Raw genomic sequence first — 17,069 nt, 5'->3', positions numbered from 1 at the left:
CGACGCTAGCACCCGGGCTCACTCGTCCAGGCAGAACGGGGCCGGTCCGCCGTCGGTGGGGCGCGGTAGGGCTTTGAAGGCGAGTTGGAGGAGCCGTTCCTGCTCGCGCCGGGAGAGGTGGCCGACCGGGGAGCGCTCGACCACTTCCCGCACGAGTTCCTGCCGAGTTGCCGAGCCGGCCGCGTCGAAACAGGGCCGGAGCGGAGCGGCTAGCGTCAGAGGCTCCTCACGGAAGGCACCTCTGTGGACAAAGATTTCGACTTCGACGAGATGGCGGCGAGTTTCGATCGGTACCTGCCGATCCTCGCCCCGGTGGCTGACGACATCGGCGACCGTCTGGGCCAACTGCAGCCCGCAGCCTTGGTCCTGGACGTCGCGTGTGGAACCGGCGAGCCGGGCCTGACGCTTCTCGGCCGGTACCCCGGGGTGCAGTTACTCGGCGTCGACTCCGCCGACGCGATGACTGCGATCGCGACGCGCAAGGCGAGCGCCCGGGGGCTGGCCGACGCCCGCTACGAGGTCATGGACAGTCAGCACCTCGACCTCGCCGATGACAGCGTCGACGCCGTCGTGTCCCGCTTCGGCCTGCTCTCCTTCGCCGCGGACCCGCGCGCCGAGGCTCGGGAGGTGGCCAGGGTGCTGCGGCCCGGCGGGGTCTTCAGCATCGCCACCTGGGACGCGGGCAGCAAGAACCTCATCTCGTACGCGCTCTCGGTGAGCCTGCGCCGATGGCTCAACCCTCCGATCGCCGCCGCGGTCGAGCGATCGGAACGGTTCGCCATGCCGGGTCGGCGGGAGCGGTGGCTCGCCGACGCGGGCCTCGTGGACGTGCGCAGCGAACTGGTCACCTGGCAGGTCGACTTCGCCGACGAGGTGGCCCTGTGGGAGTTCGCCAACGATCCGATCTTCCTGAGCACGGCCACCGGCGGGCTCGATTCCGCCCAGCTCGCCGAGGTCCGCCGGGAGCTGTTCGAATTACTGGCCGACTACCGCGGGGCCGACGGCTCGTACGCCCTGCCGTACGCCTGCCGGCTGCTCAGCGGCACTCGCTCGTCCGTCGAGGGCTGATCCGGGATCGTGGTGGTTGCCGTACCAGTCGAGAACGAGCAGGGAGGCGTCGTCGGCGAGCGCGGGGCCACCTGCGGAAAGAACCGCGTCGGTGAGCGCGCGAACGACCTCCCGCGGATGGGAGTCCGCGCACGTCAGCAGGGGACCGTTGAGATCGACGACGGACCCTCGACGTTCGAGCATGCCGTCGGTGAGCAGCACGAGGCGGTCGCCCGGCCGTAACGTCAGCTCGGTCGTGCGGTACGTCTGTCCGCTGCGGATTCCGAACGGCAGATCGATCGGAAGCCTCAGCTCCTCGACGGCTCCGTCGCGGACGAGAAGAGGCGGAATGTGCCCGGCGTTCACCAGGTGCAAACGGCCGGTGGGGAGGTCCAGCCGGGCAATCAACCCGGTCGCGAAGCCGAACCCGGCCGGCGCGTTGTCCTTGAGTGTCTGGTTGGCGGCGTTGGCTTGCTCGGTCAACGTCCTGCCCAGCCGTCGGCTGTTGCGGAGGCTCCCGACTCCCAGCGTGGCGAGCAGGGCGCTGTCCACCCCGTGGCCCATCGCATCGGTCACGCTCATGTGCAGGACGTCGCGGGCCAAGCTGTAATCGAAGGTGTCCCCACCCACTGTGGCTGCCGGCTCCAGCCAGGCGGACAGGGTGAAAGCGGCTGCTTCGCAGGTGAACGCGCTGGGTAGCAGCCGACGCTGGATCTCGGCCGCGAGGTTGAACGGCACGGTGCGCTGGCTCCACTCGAACAGGTCGGTGTGGCGCCGGGCGGCGATGACGACATAGGCGAGGACGTGGGCGCCCCGGCCGACCGCGTCGAGAGTCGCCTCGTCGGGGTCGGCAGGGAACGCGAGTTCCAGAACGCCGATGGTCTCCCCCCGCTCGGTGACCGGCGCCGTGACGACGCAGGTGCCGTCCGCGTCGGGTACGACCTGCATGCGTTGAGAACGCAGCGCTTGTTCCTGGGGTCCGCCGTCGAAGGGCAGAACCGTCACGGCCTCCCCGTCTTGACGGCGCGCGGCGACGGTCGCTAGGTCCGGTATGTGTGTCATGCGAACCAACGCCCGGCCGCTCAGATCGGCCACCAGGAACGAGGCCGCCGTTGCTTCGACACCGACGGCCAGTCGCCGGACGACCACCTGCACGGCGTCGTCGGGCGCCGCGTTCTCGACGGCGAAGAGCATCTCCCACAGGTCCGCGTCCGAGACGCCCTCGATGCTCACCTGGCAGAGCATAGGTACGGGTGAACGGCGATGACTGTCATAGCATCGAAGCTCGATCAGTCCGATCAGAAAATCTATGGTGACGGGACTAGACATGCTCTCGCGCGCTGGCTAATGTTCCTCACGTCGCAAGAAGAGAACGCAGAGAAGCTGACGAGCAGGACAGCCTGGCTACCGCAGTTTCCGTCGAACGAGAGGTGGTCTCCGGTCACGCTGATGAAATTCTCGCGCCTGGTGCCGTCGCAGTTCGGCCGGCGCGGATGAGTAAGCCGATGTTGGTAATCGGTAGATGGTGTTTCTAACCCGTTATCCTGGGCCCCGGCGCTGAGTGTGCCGGGGCCCAGACGTGGAGGTGGCATGGCCCAAGAGCCCGACGACATGTTCGGCGACGAGGATTTCCCGGCCTACACGATGGGCCGCGCGGCAGAAATTCTCGGCACCTCGCAGGGATTCCTGCGCAGCCTCGACGAGGCGAAGTTGATCACCCCGACACGGTCGGCCGGCGGACACCGCCGCTTCTCCCGGTACCAGTTGCGGCTTGCTGCCCGCGCCCGGGAGCTCGTCGATCAGGGCACTGCCCTCGACGCCGCGTGCCGCATCATCATCCTCGAAGACCAGCTCGAGGAAGCCTTGCGACTCAACCAGGCGAACCGCCCCGAAGGGTGACGGTGAGCGGCGGTCGTATCTGACGACCGGACGAATCGCTTCTTTTACCCGACTCGGCATATCGAGCCGGACCTCCACCGACTTGAACTTAGTTCGAGAATCTCTTGCACTAAGTTCAAGTCGCGGTCTAACTTGTACTTAGTGCAAGTGGCGGGTGCCTCCGAGCTCCGCCCTACGACCTCGGAGGTCACCATGAACGCCGGCATCGTCATCGCCGTTTCGCAGCTCGCCGTCGCCGCGGCGTTCGTCTCCATGCCGATCGTCCGCAGCCGCTACGGAGCGACCGCGATGGCCGGCGCGCGAGCCGAACTACGCCGCCAGAACGTCCGCGACACTGTGCTGCACGAGAACGGCATGCGTTTCGACGCCGGCGGCCACGAAACCGCCGCGCCCGTCACGATCGCCGCGGTGTTGGTGGTCCTCGCCGTCCTCAATGTCCTCGGCGTTGGCCTCGCGCACCCGCTGACCTGGATCTTTCAGACCCTCGTCCTGCTGGCCAACGCCGTCATCGTCTACAGCAATCTGACCGCCACCCGGTCCGTGCGGGCGGCCTTCGCCAAGAAGGGCGATCCGATGCTCGCCCGCATCGACGTCCCTGCACTGCTCAAGGCAGCCGAAGACGGTTTCCCGAACTGGACCTGGACCCTTCAGACCATCCGCAACACAGTGGTCTTCGCCGGCTGTGCCCTCGTGCTGCTCACCCTGATCTTCGGCTGAGCGCTGCTCACTGCCGCCGCCATCGCCGCGGCCTGACCCAAGCCCTTCTCGTCCACAGCCATAGCTCACCCAACCGGAGGAACCATGAACGCCCTGCTCGACGCCGTACACACGACGGCTGGCCAATTCGACGTCCCCGGCGCGGCTGTCGGCATCCTCGTCGACGGACGGAAGGACACCGCGTCATTCGGGGTGACGAACGTCGATCATCCGGTTCCGATCGACGAAACCACGGTGTTCCACCTCGCTTCGGTGACCAAGACGTTCACCGCGACCGCCCTGATGCGCCTCGCCGCCGAGGGCCGGGTCGACCTGGACGCGCCGGTGCGGAAGTACGTTCCCGAGTTACGCCTCGTCGACGACGACGCCGCGGCCCGCATCACGGTGTCGAACCTGCTGAACCACACGGCGGGGCTGGACTGGAACCTGATTCACACCGACGGTCGGGACGCCTCCATCGAAGGCTTCGTCACCGCGATGGTCGACCTGCCCCAGATCGCGGAGCCAGGAACCAGGGCGTCCTACAGCCAGGCCGGCTACAACCTGGCCGGACGGGTCATCGAGAAGGTCACCGGTGAGTCGTACGAGCGGGCCGTGGCCTCCCTGCTCCTCGAGCCGCTCGGCTTGACCGACACGGTGTTCGACCTGAACGACGTGCTCATCCGGAAGTTCGCCGTCGGACACACCGGTGACGAGGGAGTTCTGCGGCCCGCGCGGCCGTGGAAACAGAGCAACGGCAACAACCCCGGTGGGGGAGCCGCGTCCACCGTGGACGACCTGCTGCGCTGGGCCCAGTTCCACCTCGGCGACGGAGACGGTGTGCTGCCGGTCGAGGCGCTGCGCCGGATGCGGGAGCAGACGGTCGAGCTCCGTGCCAGCTCGCTCGGTGACGGGTTCGGGGTCTGCTGGTTCCTGCGGACAGTGGGCGGAGTCGAAACGGTCGGGCACGGCGGATCGGGCGCCGGACAGTTCGCCGAGTTGCTTCTCGTCCCGGAGCGGAACTTCGCCGTGGTCTCCCTGGCCAACAGCGGCCCGGACGGCTACCTGTTCAACCAGGCGATCGTCCGGTGGGCGCTGGAGCACTACCTCGGGGTGGTGGAGGAAGAGCCCGAGCCGTTGCCGTACGACGCCGCGCGTTCCGAGGAGGTCGCCGGGCGCTACGAGATCGACGCGATGAACATCGACATCGCCACGGACGGCTCCCGGCTCACCCTCTCGGCCGCGATCAAACCTGAGATCCGTGCGGCGTCCGACGACGAGATGCCGCCGGACTATCCGCCGGCGACCATCGCTTTCCTGCCCGACGTCACCGACGAGTACGTCGTCGTCGACGGCGGACTGGCCGGGCAACGCGGATACTTCACCCGCGACGAGACCGGCGCCGTGATCGGGGTCGATCTGGCCGGGCGGCTCTTCAGCCGCTCCTAGTCAGCCACTTCCTGGTCAGCGTCCGAGGCGTACCTGGAACCCGTCCAGGATCGCCCGGAGGCCGAAGGTGAACGTGCTGTCGGGGGCGGCAGCGTAGTCGGATCCAGCGGTGGTGGTGAGCCGTTCGCGTAGCCGTGGATAGCTTTCCGCGATCGTGCCCGCCTCGGTCATCGCGTCCTCGATGGTCTTTCCGGCGTCTTTGCCGGCGCGGGCGAGGCGTCGGGTCAGTGACACCATCGCACCGGGCGAGAGCGCGCTCCCGAGGACGAAGAGCAGCACGGTGGCGGCGGCCTGGTCGGCCTCGTCGGGAGAGAAGCCGGCGCTTTCCCACAGAGCGAGGCTGTGGTCGTCGTAGCGGGCGTTGCCGTGGCCGAAGAGCAGGTAGCTTCCGAAGGCCTGGCCGATCCACAGGTGCCGGGTGAGCATGTCGTGCAGGCCAGTGGCCATCGCGGTGGCGCTGGTCCGCCAGTCGGCGGCGTCGAGACGGGGGAGAGGGATCTCGCTCCACGCTGCGTCGGCGGCGAGCCGCACGAGTTCGTCCTTGGTCTTGACGTGCCAGTAGATCGCTGTCGCGGCGGAGCCGAGCCGTTCGCCGAGGGCACGCATGTTGAGGCCGTCGAGGCCTTCGTCGTCGAGTAGTCCGATGGCAGCACGGACGATCTGTTCGGCGGTCAGCGTGTTCCGAGGCACGTCAACAGCCTAGTAATGGCTTGTACTTAGTTCAAGAATATCTGTCCTGCAGATAGAACGTTCGGTATTGACGATCCGCCCAGGCTGACATAGCGTGATGCGTGACAGAACGTTCGTTCCACCTGCGAGGGCGACATGCCTACCAAGATCACGCTGATCATCGACAATCCCGCGAACCCCGAAGACTTCGAGCACCTCTACGCCGACGTGAAGGCGTCCGCGGAGAAGTTCCCGAAGCTGCAGCGACTCGAGTCGGCCAAGGTGTGGCCGAAGGAGGACGGCACGGCCACCCCGGCTTACCGGACGCTCGACCTCTACTTCGACAGCTACGAAGACGCCTCCGCCGCGGTCACGACGCAGGCCGCCGGTGACCTCTTCGGCGCCCTGGTGGAGAGCAAGGTCCCGTTCAAGGGCTTGTTCTCCGACATCGAAGCCTGATCGCGCCCGCACACCCCGAGAAGCCCAGCCCCTCGAAAAGGATCCCCATGACCACCACTGCAGCACCCGGCGTCCTCGCAACGACGGCGGCAGCCCTCCGGCGCCTCTACTTCGCCCGCGCCGGGTTCGCCGTCGTCTGGGCGCTGGTGACGTTCGCGGTCGCCAAGGACCTGAACCCACTCACGACGACGCTGTTGGTGATCTACCCATTGGTCGACGTGGCCGCTGCCGTCTACGACGCCCGCTCGACCCGCAGCACCGGATCGCCGAACCTGCTCTACCTCAACATCGCGGTCAGCACGCTCGCCGCGGTCGGGCTCGCCGTGGCCGGTTCGTCCGGCATCCCAGCCGTCCTGCGCGTGTGGGGCGCATGGGCCGTCGTCGCCGGTCTGGTCCAGCTCGTCGTCGGTGTGACCAGGCGCAGGATGGGCGGCCAGTGGCCGATGATCATCAGCGGCGGCCTCTCCGTCCTCGCCGGCAGTTCGTTCATCGCCGCCGCCTCCGCGGACGACCCGATGCTGACCAACGCGGTCGGCTACGCCATTCCCGGCGCCGTTTTCTTCCTCATCGCGGCCATCCGTCTGGGCCGCTCTGCGAAAGGCAACTGAAATGACCGACCACACTTACGACGTCGTCGTCATCGGCGCGGGTCCGGTCGGAGAGAACCTCGCCGACCGCGTGATCCAGGGCGGTCTGACCGCCGCCATCGTCGAGCGCGAGCTGGTCGGCGGCGAATGCTCCTACTGGGCCTGCATGCCGACCAAGGCGTTGCTGCGCGGTACCGCCGCGCTGCGGGCGGCGCGCCAGGTACCTGGCGTGGACGTCGGCGGCCTCGACGTCGCCGCTGTCCTCCGCCGGCGGGACTCGTTCGCCTCGAACTGGAACGACGACGGGCAAGTGTCCTGGCTCGATTCGGCGGGGATCGCGCTCTACCGCGGCCAGGGCCGGATCGCTGGCGACCGGGTCGTCGAGGTCGGCGGCACGATGCTCACCGCCCGACACGCCGTCGTCGTCGCGACCGGAAGCAGCGCACTGGTCCCGGACATCAGCGGCCTGCGCGACGTCGAGCCGTGGACCAGCCGGGAAGCGGCTGCCGCGAGCGCGGTTCCCGGCCGGCTCGTCATCGTCGGAGGTGGAGTGGTGGCGTCGGAGATGGCCACCGCGTACTCGAGCCTCGGATCGACGGTGACCGTGCTCGCCCGCGACGGCGTGCTGCACCTCGCGGAGCCGTTCGTCGGCGAGCGGGTCGTCAAGTCCCTTGAGGAAGCAGGCGTGTCGGTTCGCATCGGTGCCGAAGTGGCGTCGGTGAGCCGCGACGGCGACGGCACCGTGCACGTCACGCAGACCGACGGCGAGCAGCTCGACGCCGACGAGATCCTCGTCGCGATCGGCCGTACACCGAACACGCAGGACATCGGCGTCGATTTGGTCGGCTTGAAGCCCGGCGGCTGGTTGACGGTGGACGACACGCTGCGCGTCGTCGGTGACGACGGCGAGCTGATCGGCGACGGCTGGCTGTACGGGGCCGGTGACGTCAACCGGCGGGCGCTGCTGACCCACCAGGGCAAGTACCAGGCACGCGCGGTGGGCGACGTGATCGTGGCGCGCGCCAAGGGCGAGGTCGTGCAGGACCAGCGCTGGGGGCGGCACGTCGCCACAGCGGACGAGCGGGCGGTTCCGCAGGTCGTCTTCACCGAGCCGGAGGTGGCGTCGGTGGGGCTGACCGCGGCCGCCGCCGAGGCCGCCGGTCTGCGGACCCGGGTCGTCGACTACGACCTGGCCGCCGTCGCGGGTTCCGCGCTGCACGCCGAGGGCTACCAGGGGCACGCCCGGATGGTCGTCGACGAGGACCGACGGGTGATCGTCGGGTTCACGCTGGTCGGTCCGGACGTGGCCGAGCTCATCCACGCCGCGACGATCGCAGTCGTCGGCGAGGTCCCGTTGGATCGTCTGTGGCACGCCGTGCCCGCCTTCCCCACGGTCAGTGAGGTCTGGCTGCGCCTGCTCGAGGCGTACGGCCGCTGATCGGCCGGTCGGAGTACTCCTCCTCCCGCGGTTCGGAACGGGAGGAGGCGCACGTAGACGCGTCAGCGAACGCCGCGCACCCGCGTCACGCTGAGAGCACCGAGGACGCCGAACAGCGCGCCTCCGAGAAACAGGCTGTGGCCAACGCCCTCCACGGCGTCGAACCCGTCGTGAGCGTCTCTGCGGCGTCCGTACTGGTGGAAGCGGTCAAGCTCGCCGAGGACCGATCGGGCGACCTCGTCGTCCGCCTCTACGAGGCGGCCGGAGCGCGCGCGCGATCGACCGTCGTGCCGAACTTCGAGTTCACGGCGGCGTGGCGGACCGATCTCCTCGAACGCACGCTGGGTCAGCAGACCTGGACTCCCCAGGAATGCATCGAACTCGACCTGCGACCTTTCGAGGTCGTGACCGTGCGAATCAGCCCGGGTGGCGGTCAGGACGGCTGACGTGAACCGTGGATCCCGACGAGTCCGTCGACGCCGCGGAGGAACGTCTCGCAGATCACGGCCGGGTCGAACAGGCACCCGGCTGCCATGGCGCCGTCGCGCAGCATGACGAAATGCTGTGCGGCGGCGTCGGCTTGGGTCTCCTCGATGTTCCGCATCAACGTGTGGACGGTGTCGAGGAACCAGGCGCGATGGGCGAGAACGGCCTGGTGCACGGAGCTCGCGGGATCGGGGTACTCGGCCACGGCGTTCAGGAAGGCGCACCCACGGAAGCCGGGTGACTGGATGCCCTGCGCGATCGAGGACGCCAACGCCCGAACGGAATCGGCAGCCGACGTGCCGGTGGCGATGGCAGCCTCCGCCTGGCTGCGGATGGCTTGGTCGACTCCGGCCAGATAGGCCAGGACGAGGTCTTCTTTGCCCGGGAAGTGGCGGTAGAAGGTGGCGCGGGTCACCGCCGCCTCGGAGATGATGCGGTCGACGCCGACCGAGTGGATCCCGTCGGCGTAGAAGATGCCGCTCGCCGTGGTGAGCAGCCGGGTCCGCGCTTCGGACGGGCGGGCTTCGACGGCAGTGTGCGACACGGTTCAATTTTAGCGAAAGAACGTTCGGTCTACCACCGAGCGGCCGACGGCTCTCCGGATCCGGGTCAGCCGAACGCGAAGTACCGCAGCCACAGATAGACGGCGCTGAGCCCAACGGTGACCGCGGTGACGATCAGCCCGTAGCGGGTGAACTCCCAGAAGCTGATCGGTTGCCGGTTGCGTTCGGCGATGCCGAGCACGACGACGTTGGCCGAGGCGCCGATCGCGGTGGCGTTGCCGCCGAGGTCGGCACCGAGAGCCAGTGCCCACCAGAGCACATGGTTGTCGCCTGAGCTTTGCGCGAGGTCGGCGGTGATCGGCGCCATCGTCGCGACGTATGGGATGTTGTCCACGACACCCGACAGCACGGCGGAGCCGAACAGCAGGATCATCGCCGCGCCCGGATCGGAGCCGCCCATCGTGCCGGCGAGAGCTTTCGACGCCGTGCCGATGATGCCGGTTTCGATGAGCGCGCCGACCATGATGAACAACCCGGCGAAGAACGCCAGCGTCGGCCACTCGACCTCGCGGAGCACCTCGGGCGTCTCGACTTTCGAGATCGCGACGAGGAGCCCGGCGCCGAGCAGCGCCACTACGCTGGGCGCGTAGTGGAGCACGGGGTGCAGGACGAACCCGGCAACGACGAGCGCGAGCACGATCAAGCCCTGAATCAGCAGCCGCCGGTCCCGGATGGCCTCTCGCTCGTTCAGTGACATCACTTCGGCGGCGCGCCCGGCGTCGAACACGAAGACGCGGCGGAAGAGGATCCGGCACAGACCGATCAACACGACAGTGAGCACCGCGGAGATCGGCAGCAGGTGGACGAGGAAGTCGTTGAAGCTCAGCCCGGCCCTGCTGGCGATGATGATGTTCGGCGGGTCACCGACGAGTGTCGCGGTGCCGCCGATGTTCGACGCGAACACTTCGGCGATCAGGAACGGGGCGGCCGGCAGGCCGAGGCGATCGCAGACGAGCAGCGTGACCGGGGCGATCAGCAGCACAGTGGTGACGTTGTCCAGGAGCGCCGACGCCATCGCGGTAAGCAGGATCAGCATGACCATGACCCGGAACGGGCGTCCTCGGGCCCGCTTCACGGCCCAGATGGCCAGGTACTCGAAGAGGCCGGTCTGCTTGAGCACGCCGACGATCGCCATCATTCCGAGGAGCAGGAAGACGACGTTCCAGTCGATGCCGGTGCGCTCGTCGTAGAACGCGGCTACGTCGTCGGTGGCGGCGATCGCGAGCATCAGGCCTGCACCGCCGAGAGCGGCGGTCGTGCGGGGGATGCGTTCGCTGATGATCAGGACGTAAGCACCGACGAAGACCGCCAGCGCAGCCCAGGCCTGCCAGCCGCTCACGTGATCGCCAGGAGGCGGTCGAGCAGGTGGGACGAGCTGATGACGCCGAGGGTGCGGCCGTCCTCGACGACCACGACCAGGGGACTGCGTTCGCGGACCATGAGCGTGGCGACCTCCAGCGCGGTGTCGTCCGGCGCGACGACCGGCGGCATCTTGTGCTTCTCGGGCAGGCAGTCGGCGACTCGGCGGCCGGCGAGGGCGTCGCACAGTCGGTCGGCGTGCGGTTCGTCGACGACGGCGGCCAGTCGCGGGTCGTCCAGGATGTAGGCGGGAACGATCAGTTCCAGCAGGCGCGCGGCAGGCAGGACCGCGTACGGTGCGCCGTCGGGTCCGCCGTCGGTGACCAGCACGGCTTGCAGGTCGCGTTCGGCGACGAGTTTCGCGGCGGTGAACGCGTCGCTGTCGGCGGTGACGAGCGGATAAGGGCGGACCAGGTCACGGGCGAGCATCGTCGGCCTCCTTCGGGCGGCGCTCGGGTTCGTCGTCGTCGGGTATCCCCACCAGCCGCTCGACATCGAACATCCGGGCGATCGCCAGTCAACGCGTTTGATAGACGTCCGGGATGCCGTCGTCGTCGGCGTCGACCGCTTCGGCCTGGCGGATGCGCCGGTAGACGTGGTTGCGGACGCGGAGGATCGCGGTGGCCAGAATCGCCGCGAGGACCGATCCGGTGAGCACGGCGACCTTGACGTGTTCGTCGCGTTCGCTGCCGGCGCCGAAAGCGAGTTCGCCGATGAGCAACGAAACAGTGAAGCCGATGCCGGACAACACGGCGAGGCCGAGGACGTCGACCCAGGCCAGACCTTCGTCGAGCCTGGCGCGGGTGAAACGCGCGACGATCCAGGTCGTGAGGAAGATACCGATCGTCTTACCGGCCACGAGACCGACGACAATGCCGATGGCCGCCCGGTCGGTCAGCGCGGTGCGGAGCCCCTCGAGGCCCTCGACGGTGACACCGGCGGCGAAGAACGCGAAGACCGGAACGGCGACCCCTGCGGAGATCGGCCGGAACCGGTGCTCGAAGTGCTCGGCCAGACCAGGTCCGGGCGTCGGCGTCCGCCGCAGAACCGGAACCGCGAAGCCGAGCAGCACCCCGGCGACGGTGGCATGCACGCCAGAAGCGTGCACCAGCCCCCAGGTGAGCACGGCGAGCGGCAGCAGCAGCCACCAGACGCGGACCCGGCGCTGCACCAACACCGTGAACGCGGCTAGCGGGATCAACGCACCGAGCAGCGGCCAGACCGACAGGTGGTCGGTGTAGAAGAGCGCGATGACGACGATCGCCAAAAGGTCGTCGACGACCGCGAGGGTGAGCAGGAACGTCCGCAGCGCCGGGGGTAGCGCGCTGCCGATGACGGCGAGCACGGCGAGCGCGAACGCGATGTCGGTGGCGGTGGGGACCGCCCAGCCGGAGAGACCGTCACCGCCGAGATTGAATGCCACGTAGAGCAACGCGGGCACGGCCACACCGCCGACCGCGGCGGCGACCGGAACGGTGGCCCGGCGCGGGTCACGCAGGTCGCCGGCGACGAACTCGCGTTTGAGTTCGAGCCCGGCGACGAAGAAGAAGATCGCCAGCAACCCGTCGGCGGCCCACTCCCCGAGGGAGAGGTCCAGATGCAGAGCGTGAGGTCCCACGACGGTGTCGCGCACCGAGACGTAGCCGTCTGACCAGCGTGAATTCGCCCAGACCAGGGCGAGGACAGCACCGGCCAGCAGGAGGATGCCGCCGACGGTCTCGTTACGGAGGACCTCGGCGATGCGGCGGGCTTCGACCCACGATCCGCGGCGCAGCAGGTTGGCTTGAGACATGGTGCTCCCGGCGTCGGAAGGGTCGGCAAATGACGTCGCCGACCAGGCTTCCCGGCACACCACGCGCCATAGTACCTGGTTACAGGCTGTACGGATCACCTCGAGCAGCCCCGGGAAACGGCCCGCCGTCGGTGGCGTTTTCCGTCAGCTGCCCGAGCAGCCGGGCCTGACCACCAGTCCGGCCGACATCATCGCCGCCGCACCGTGAAGCGCCCGACGACGCGCGGGGACGGCCACCAGTTCGGCCGTCCCCTGGCCCGTCTATTACGGCCTGTCTAGTACGGCTCTGATCGCCTCGGCGAGTGCGACCGCCGGTGGCGGAACGGCGTCGATCTCGCGTACTGCGTCGGGCCGGAGGTCAGGTCAGTTTCCCCAGAAGATGTAGTTGGCGTTGTAGGGGACGCTGGCCTTCTGACCGTCGGTGCAGGCGGTGGTCGGCGCCACGCCACCGAAGGTGTTCATCCGCTGGATGTGGGTGACATTGCTGAGGATGCCCTGACCGGAATGCGTCTTGACCTCGAGGAGCAGCTCCGGGATGGCGCCCGGCACCGGAGAACTGGCCACCGGCGCGGCGGTGATCAGCGATCCGTCCGACCGGGACTGCCAGGTGGGGCCGGCGAAATGGTGAATCTTGCGGTTGGCGCCGTCGAAGAGTTCCGCCTCCGGAACCGACGAGCCGGTGAACTTGCCACCCGTGCAGGTGTAGGTCTGGGTGCCGCTGCCGACCACGAACTGGCCGAGGATCTTGAGATTGGCTGGTGGCTGTAGGGAGGGAGTTTCAGCGGCGGCGGCCTGCGCCGCACCTGCGGACACGCCGGCCGTGACGATCGCCGCGGCGACGGCGATACCGATCTTCCGAGTAAGACTACGCATATTTCCTGGTACGTCCCGTAACTCGTGATGGTTCACATCTCATCCGGCGAGCAACAGCGACGCTCCTCTGAGGGCAACTCGAACAACTCCAACTGGATACCGTCGGGGTATTCCGCCGGTGCGACGGTGGCTGGACTGTTCTCTAGGTGCCTTTCACCGACGCGAAGCCGCCCCGTCAGCCAGCACTGTCTGGTGCGTCGGCCAGGGTTGGCCGACGCGACGCCTAGGGACGGATGCATGAACGAAACACTGATAATGACCTGGCGGCCGGGCGTGTCCGCCGAGGAGTCCTTCACGGGACCACCCGTGGATGCTGCTCCCGCGCAACTCCAGGCCGCTCTCGACGAGGGCCTCGCCCGAACGTTGCTGCGCCTCGAGAACGTCGCGGAGGAGAATTGATGCCGACTGCTCGAGCTACATTGGCCCTGCTGGCGGCCACCGTTGGCCTGCTGACGGTCGTCGGCGCGCCGGCGACGGCTGCCCCGGCGACCGGCTCCGACCGCGGTGCTCCGCAATGCGCGGGACGAGGTACCGACCCGACCGCGAAGATCCGCTACCGCGCGGAGACGGTGATCGACGCGCCGCTGCGCACCGTGTGGAAGCTGCAGACCGACGTCGCTCAGTGGCCCACGTGGCAGCCGGCCGTCACTACGAGCAAGCGCCTGGATCGGGGCCGGCTTCGTACTGGATCGTCGTTCAGGTGGACGACCCCCGTACCGGAAACCGCTCTCAACCCGGCAACGACGCTGGTGGTCACCTCCACCGTCCAACAGCTGCAGCGCCAGAAGTGCCTGCGCTGGAGCGGTCCTGCGGTCGGTCGAGGCTTACGCATCGACGAGGGCGTGCACGTCTGGGAGTTCCGCGAGGTCGGTGGCCGTGTCCACGTCCGCACCGAGGAGACCTGGCGGGGCGCACAAGTCGAAAAGGACGTCGCGTTCTCGACCGCGGTGCTCGGCGCGGGCCTCGAGGCGTGGCTGAAGGACCTCAAGACGGCGGCGGAGCGGGACTGCCACCGACGCTGAGATCAGTTCCGAGGTCGGGGAGGTTCTTGAGTTGCCGGCGTGAGGTGATGGCGAGCTTGCGGAAGATGTTGCGCAGGTGGGCGTCGACGGTGCGTGGGCTCACATAGAGACGAGCCGCGACCTCGGCCGAGGTGGCGCCGGTGGCGACCAGGCGTGCGACGTAGAGCTCGCGCGTGGTCAGCTGTTCGTAGGTTGGTGTCGACCGGCTGCGCGCTACCTCTCCGGTAGCGCGCAGCTCGTCCGCAGCACGTCGGGCGAAAGCGTTCATTCCGGCGTCGGACAGAAGTTCGTCGGCGATGCGGAGGTGTCGGCGGCTGTCGCGTCGACGTCCGCGACGACGCAACCATTCGCCGTAGAGAAGCTGGGATCGCGCTCGGTAGAGCAGTAGCGGAGATTTCTCCAGATGTTCGATCCCCTCGAGGTAGTCCTCCTCCGCGTCGGTCAGAAGAGCGCGTGCGTAGGCGGTGATACCCAAGGCGGCCTCGGTGCCGCTGGCCTGCGCACGTTCAGTCAGTGCTTCCAGCGCGGTCGCCGCGGTGTCGTGCTCACTACAACGGACGGCGGCTTCGACCAGTTCGGGTAGCGCGGCTCCGGCCAGGAAGAGGTCACCCGATGCGGCGGCCCGGCGAGCGGCGCCGAGAGCGGCCGGGTAATCGGCGAGGCCGTTGTTGAGCACAGCCGCGGCCCACTGCACGTTGGCAACCAGGTGTCCGGATCCGGGCTCGGCCGCTGCGGCCGTGACCGCGTCGAACAGCTCGAACGCGTCCCGGTTCCCGCGGACCGCTGCCACGTACACGCGGTCGTAGTACGCCGGGGCCATCCCGATCGCGTCGGCGATGGCCTCACCTTCGGCCGTTGCCGCGAGGGCACGCGCGAGGTCGCCACTGAGCGCGGCGTTGGACACGATCTGGCCGAGGCCCAACCGGAGCACGAGAGGGGATCCCGACGCGCGCCCGGTCTCGACGAGCGCTTCGGCGATCGTCAGATGGGTCCTGGCGTCCCACAGCTCGGCCGCGAGCTGGGCAGCGAGCGCCGGGCGTCGCTTCCACAACGGCCGCTGACTGTCGTCCAACTCCCTGCGGATGAGCGGTGCGGCCTCTCGATGGTTGCCCGCGGCCAGCAGGGCGAGTGCGTCCAGGAGGTCGGGCGGGCGTGCGATCGACGCCGCGGACCGTGCCGCGGTGAGCACCATGTCCCTGACGCCGGTGGGTCGGCCGACGGACAGACTCATCTCCAGTGCATCGATCAGGCATTCCCGTGCTCGGCGCGGGTCCACGCCCCGCAGCCGGTCGGCGGCACGCAGCATGAACATCGGACCGTCGTCCGCGACGTGCCGAGCAAGGGCGATCCGGCCGCGTAACAGGTCCACCTCGGCGTGCCGACGCGCGTCGAGCGTGTCGGTCCCGACGGTCCGGAGGAGTTCCGCCGCGTTGTCGACCGCTCCCGCGTCGATACCGGCCCGCACAGCCGAGAGCGTCCGCTCGACGCGTGTGTCGGCGTCAATGGTGAGGGCCGCCGCGCGCTCGAGGAACGCCGCGGCGGCGGCGAATCCGCCTCGGGATTTGGCGCGGGACGCGGACTGCTGCAGCGCGGTCGCGACGTCGTCGTCCGGACCGGTGCACGCCTGGGCACGGTGCCAGGCTCGCCGGTCCGGGTCAGTGCTCGGGTCGGTGACCTCGGCCAGCGCTTCATGAGACCGGCGTCGCTGCTCGCCGGACGCGGCGCGGTACACCCCCGACCGGGCCAGGGGATGGCAGAAGCGAATCCGGGTGTCGAACTCGACCAGACCGGTGTCGGTCACCATCGCGCAGAGTCCCGGGTCCTCGAGTCCCAGCCGGCGCGCGGCGGGCCACAGTAGCCCTGGGTCCCCGGTCGGGTCCGCGCTCGCCACCGTCAGCAGCATCCGCGCTGCGTCGGGTAGGTCGGTCAGCCTCTCACGGAAGCCGCTCTCGATCCGGTTCGTCAGGGACGTCGAATCAGGCGGGGCGAAACCGCCCGCCCTCGGAAGTTCGAGGAGCGCCAGCGGATTCCCCTGGGCCTCGGCCACGATCCGGTCGCGCACCTCCTGATCAAGGTGCGCGGCGCCGTTCGTGGCGAGCAGCATCCGCGCCTCGATGTCGGTCAGCCCGCTGACGGTGAGACCTGGGAGCCGGCTCAGTGCATCCTCCGGAGCCGGAGTCCGGACCGCGAACACCATCGCGACGGGCTCGGAAGTGATGCGTCGGGCGACGAACGTGATCACGTTCGCCGAGGCGGCGTCGAGCCATTGGGAGTCGTCCACAAGGCACAGCAGCGGCTGATCGTGGGCCGCGGCGGCCAGGAGGTTGAGCGTCGCCAGGCCGGTACGGAACAGGTCGGAGGCGCCGGGTGCGGACTGGAACACGACGCTCAAGGCGTCGCGGTGCTGGGCCGGTAGGTCCGGCAGGTGCTCGAGGAACGGAGCGCACAGCTGGTGCAGCGCCGCGTAGGGCAGCACGTTCTCGAACTCGGCCCCGGACGCGTCGACGGTCCGGAAGCCCTTGGCGGCCCGGCCGGCGTAGTCGAGCAGCGCGCTCTTGCCGATGCCGGCCTCACCCCGCAACACCAGGACGCCACCCGTCCTGGACCGGGCCGCGGCGATCAGCTCGTCGAGACGTCGGGCCTCCTCGTGTCTTCCCACGAGGAGATCGGCAGCCGCGTCCGTCCACACGATGTGAACGGTAACGCGTTGTACCCAACCTCCTGCGGTGC

General features: G+C 68.7%; 19 protein-coding genes. 10 read left to right on the top strand and 9 right to left on the bottom strand.

The annotated features are described in order from the left end of the window. Positions 1 to 18: 18 nt before the first annotated feature. Positions 19 to 153 carry a hypothetical protein gene (locus ACGFY5_RS31630; RefSeq protein ID WP_392725555.1) on the bottom strand — a complete coding sequence of 45 codons (135 nt, stop codon included), beginning with the start codon at positions 151 to 153 and terminating at the stop codon, positions 19 to 21. Positions 154 to 243: 90 nt separating this feature from the next. Between ACGFY5_RS31630 and ACGFY5_RS31625 the strand changes: the two genes are divergently transcribed. After that, entirely contained in the window at positions 244 to 1,068 is an 825-nt protein-coding gene (locus tag ACGFY5_RS31625) for a class I SAM-dependent methyltransferase (protein ID WP_392725554.1), read from the top strand. Here the strand turns inward: ACGFY5_RS31625 and ACGFY5_RS31620 are convergent. Further along, positions 976 to 2,280 (bottom strand): PP2C family protein-serine/threonine phosphatase, encoded by a 1,305-nt coding sequence (locus tag ACGFY5_RS31620; RefSeq protein WP_392725551.1) that lies wholly within the window; start codon positions 2,278 to 2,280, stop codon positions 976 to 978. The two genes, ACGFY5_RS31625 and ACGFY5_RS31620, sit on opposite strands and share 93 nt — an antisense overlap. A gap of 357 nt (positions 2,281 to 2,637) precedes the next feature. Here ACGFY5_RS31620 and ACGFY5_RS31615 point away from each other — a divergent pair, with 357 nt between their 5' ends. The 3 genes from ACGFY5_RS31615 to ACGFY5_RS31605 all read left to right on the top strand — a co-directional run bounded on the left by ACGFY5_RS31615 (position 2,638) and on the right by ACGFY5_RS31605 (position 5,091). Beyond that, entirely contained in the window at positions 2,638 to 2,946 is a 309-nt protein-coding gene (locus ACGFY5_RS31615) for a MerR family transcriptional regulator (protein WP_392725549.1), read from the top strand. Between the two features lie 192 nt (positions 2,947 to 3,138). Beyond that, positions 3,139 to 3,663 carry a hypothetical protein gene (locus ACGFY5_RS31610; RefSeq protein WP_392725548.1) on the top strand — a complete coding sequence of 175 codons (525 nt, stop codon included), beginning with the start codon at positions 3,139 to 3,141 and terminating at the stop codon, positions 3,661 to 3,663. Between the two features lie 84 nt (positions 3,664 to 3,747). Further along, positions 3,748 to 5,091, top strand: coding sequence for a serine hydrolase domain-containing protein (locus ACGFY5_RS31605; protein ID WP_392725546.1), 1,344 nt, complete (start codon positions 3,748 to 3,750; stop codon positions 5,089 to 5,091). Between the two features lie 15 nt (positions 5,092 to 5,106). Here ACGFY5_RS31605 and ACGFY5_RS31600 read toward each other — a convergent pair whose 3' ends face one another. Continuing rightward, positions 5,107 to 5,781: a TetR/AcrR family transcriptional regulator gene (locus ACGFY5_RS31600; protein WP_392725544.1), complete on the bottom strand. Its 675-nt coding sequence runs from the start codon at positions 5,779 to 5,781 to the stop codon at positions 5,107 to 5,109. A 135-nt stretch (positions 5,782 to 5,916) separates the two neighbouring features. On the opposite strand from ACGFY5_RS31600, the gene ACGFY5_RS31595 reads away from it, so the two are divergent. The 4 genes from ACGFY5_RS31595 to ACGFY5_RS31580 all read left to right on the top strand — a co-directional run bounded on the left by ACGFY5_RS31595 (position 5,917) and on the right by ACGFY5_RS31580 (position 8,690). After that, positions 5,917 to 6,219 carry an EthD family reductase gene (locus ACGFY5_RS31595; RefSeq protein ID WP_392725543.1) on the top strand — a complete coding sequence of 101 codons (303 nt, stop codon included), beginning with the start codon at positions 5,917 to 5,919 and terminating at the stop codon, positions 6,217 to 6,219. A 47-nt stretch (positions 6,220 to 6,266) separates the two neighbouring features. Beyond that, on the top strand, positions 6,267 to 6,827 hold the full coding sequence (locus ACGFY5_RS31590; protein WP_392725540.1) for a hypothetical protein: 561 nt from the start codon (positions 6,267 to 6,269) through the stop codon (positions 6,825 to 6,827). 1 nt (position 6,828) lies between these two features. Further along, positions 6,829 to 8,244, top strand: coding sequence for a dihydrolipoyl dehydrogenase family protein (locus ACGFY5_RS31585; protein WP_392725538.1), 1,416 nt, complete (start codon positions 6,829 to 6,831; stop codon positions 8,242 to 8,244). A gap of 137 nt (positions 8,245 to 8,381) precedes the next feature. Further along, positions 8,382 to 8,690, top strand: a complete 309-nt coding sequence (locus ACGFY5_RS31580; protein ID WP_392725535.1) for a glycosyl hydrolase-related protein — start codon at positions 8,382 to 8,384, stop codon at positions 8,688 to 8,690. Here ACGFY5_RS31580 and ACGFY5_RS31575 read toward each other — a convergent pair. From ACGFY5_RS31575 to ACGFY5_RS31555, 5 genes are all read right to left on the bottom strand, one after another. Then, entirely contained in the window at positions 8,678 to 9,274 is a 597-nt protein-coding gene (locus tag ACGFY5_RS31575; RefSeq protein WP_392725533.1) for a TetR/AcrR family transcriptional regulator, read from the bottom strand. The two genes, ACGFY5_RS31580 and ACGFY5_RS31575, sit on opposite strands and share 13 nt — an antisense overlap. A gap of 65 nt (positions 9,275 to 9,339) precedes the next feature. Next, on the bottom strand, positions 9,340 to 10,632 hold the full coding sequence (locus ACGFY5_RS31570) for an SLC13 family permease (protein WP_392725531.1): 1,293 nt from the start codon (positions 10,630 to 10,632) through the stop codon (positions 9,340 to 9,342). Continuing rightward, on the bottom strand, positions 10,629 to 11,081 hold the full coding sequence (locus ACGFY5_RS31565) for a CBS domain-containing protein (RefSeq protein WP_392725528.1): 453 nt from the start codon (positions 11,079 to 11,081) through the stop codon (positions 10,629 to 10,631). The genes ACGFY5_RS31570 and ACGFY5_RS31565 overlap by 4 nt, the downstream gene beginning before the upstream one ends. Before the next feature lie 88 nt (positions 11,082 to 11,169). Then, positions 11,170 to 12,444, bottom strand: a complete 1,275-nt coding sequence (gene nhaA / locus ACGFY5_RS31560) for a Na+/H+ antiporter NhaA (protein WP_392725526.1) — start codon at positions 12,442 to 12,444, stop codon at positions 11,170 to 11,172. 363 nt (positions 12,445 to 12,807) lie between these two features. Beyond that, positions 12,808 to 13,353, bottom strand: coding sequence for a DUF3455 domain-containing protein (locus ACGFY5_RS31555; RefSeq protein WP_392725524.1), 546 nt, complete (start codon positions 13,351 to 13,353; stop codon positions 12,808 to 12,810). Positions 13,354 to 13,554: 201 nt separating this feature from the next. On the opposite strand from ACGFY5_RS31555, the gene ACGFY5_RS31550 reads away from it, so the two are divergent. Beyond that, positions 13,555 to 13,716 (top strand): hypothetical protein, encoded by a 162-nt coding sequence (locus ACGFY5_RS31550; RefSeq protein WP_392725522.1) that lies wholly within the window; start codon positions 13,555 to 13,557, stop codon positions 13,714 to 13,716. Continuing rightward, entirely contained in the window at positions 13,716 to 14,339 is a 624-nt protein-coding gene (locus ACGFY5_RS31545; RefSeq protein ID WP_392725521.1) for an SRPBCC family protein, read from the top strand. Before ACGFY5_RS31550 ends, ACGFY5_RS31545 begins: the two co-directional genes overlap by 1 nt. Here ACGFY5_RS31545 and ACGFY5_RS31540 read toward each other — a convergent pair. Next, the gene (locus ACGFY5_RS31540) at positions 14,302 to 17,028 is read right to left on the bottom strand and encodes an AAA family ATPase (protein ID WP_392725518.1); all 2,727 of its coding nucleotides are present in this window, start codon (positions 17,026 to 17,028) and stop codon (positions 14,302 to 14,304) included. The two genes, ACGFY5_RS31545 and ACGFY5_RS31540, sit on opposite strands and share 38 nt — an antisense overlap. Between the last annotated feature and the right edge of the window lie 41 nt (positions 17,029 to 17,069).

This window comes from Cryptosporangium sp. NPDC048952 (assembly GCF_043197895.1).
Taxonomy (GTDB): Bacteria; Actinomycetota; Actinomycetes; order Mycobacteriales; family Cryptosporangiaceae; genus Cryptosporangium.
The sequence above is the reverse complement of the archived record's forward strand: the minus strand, read 5'-3'. Positions and strand labels throughout refer to the sequence as shown.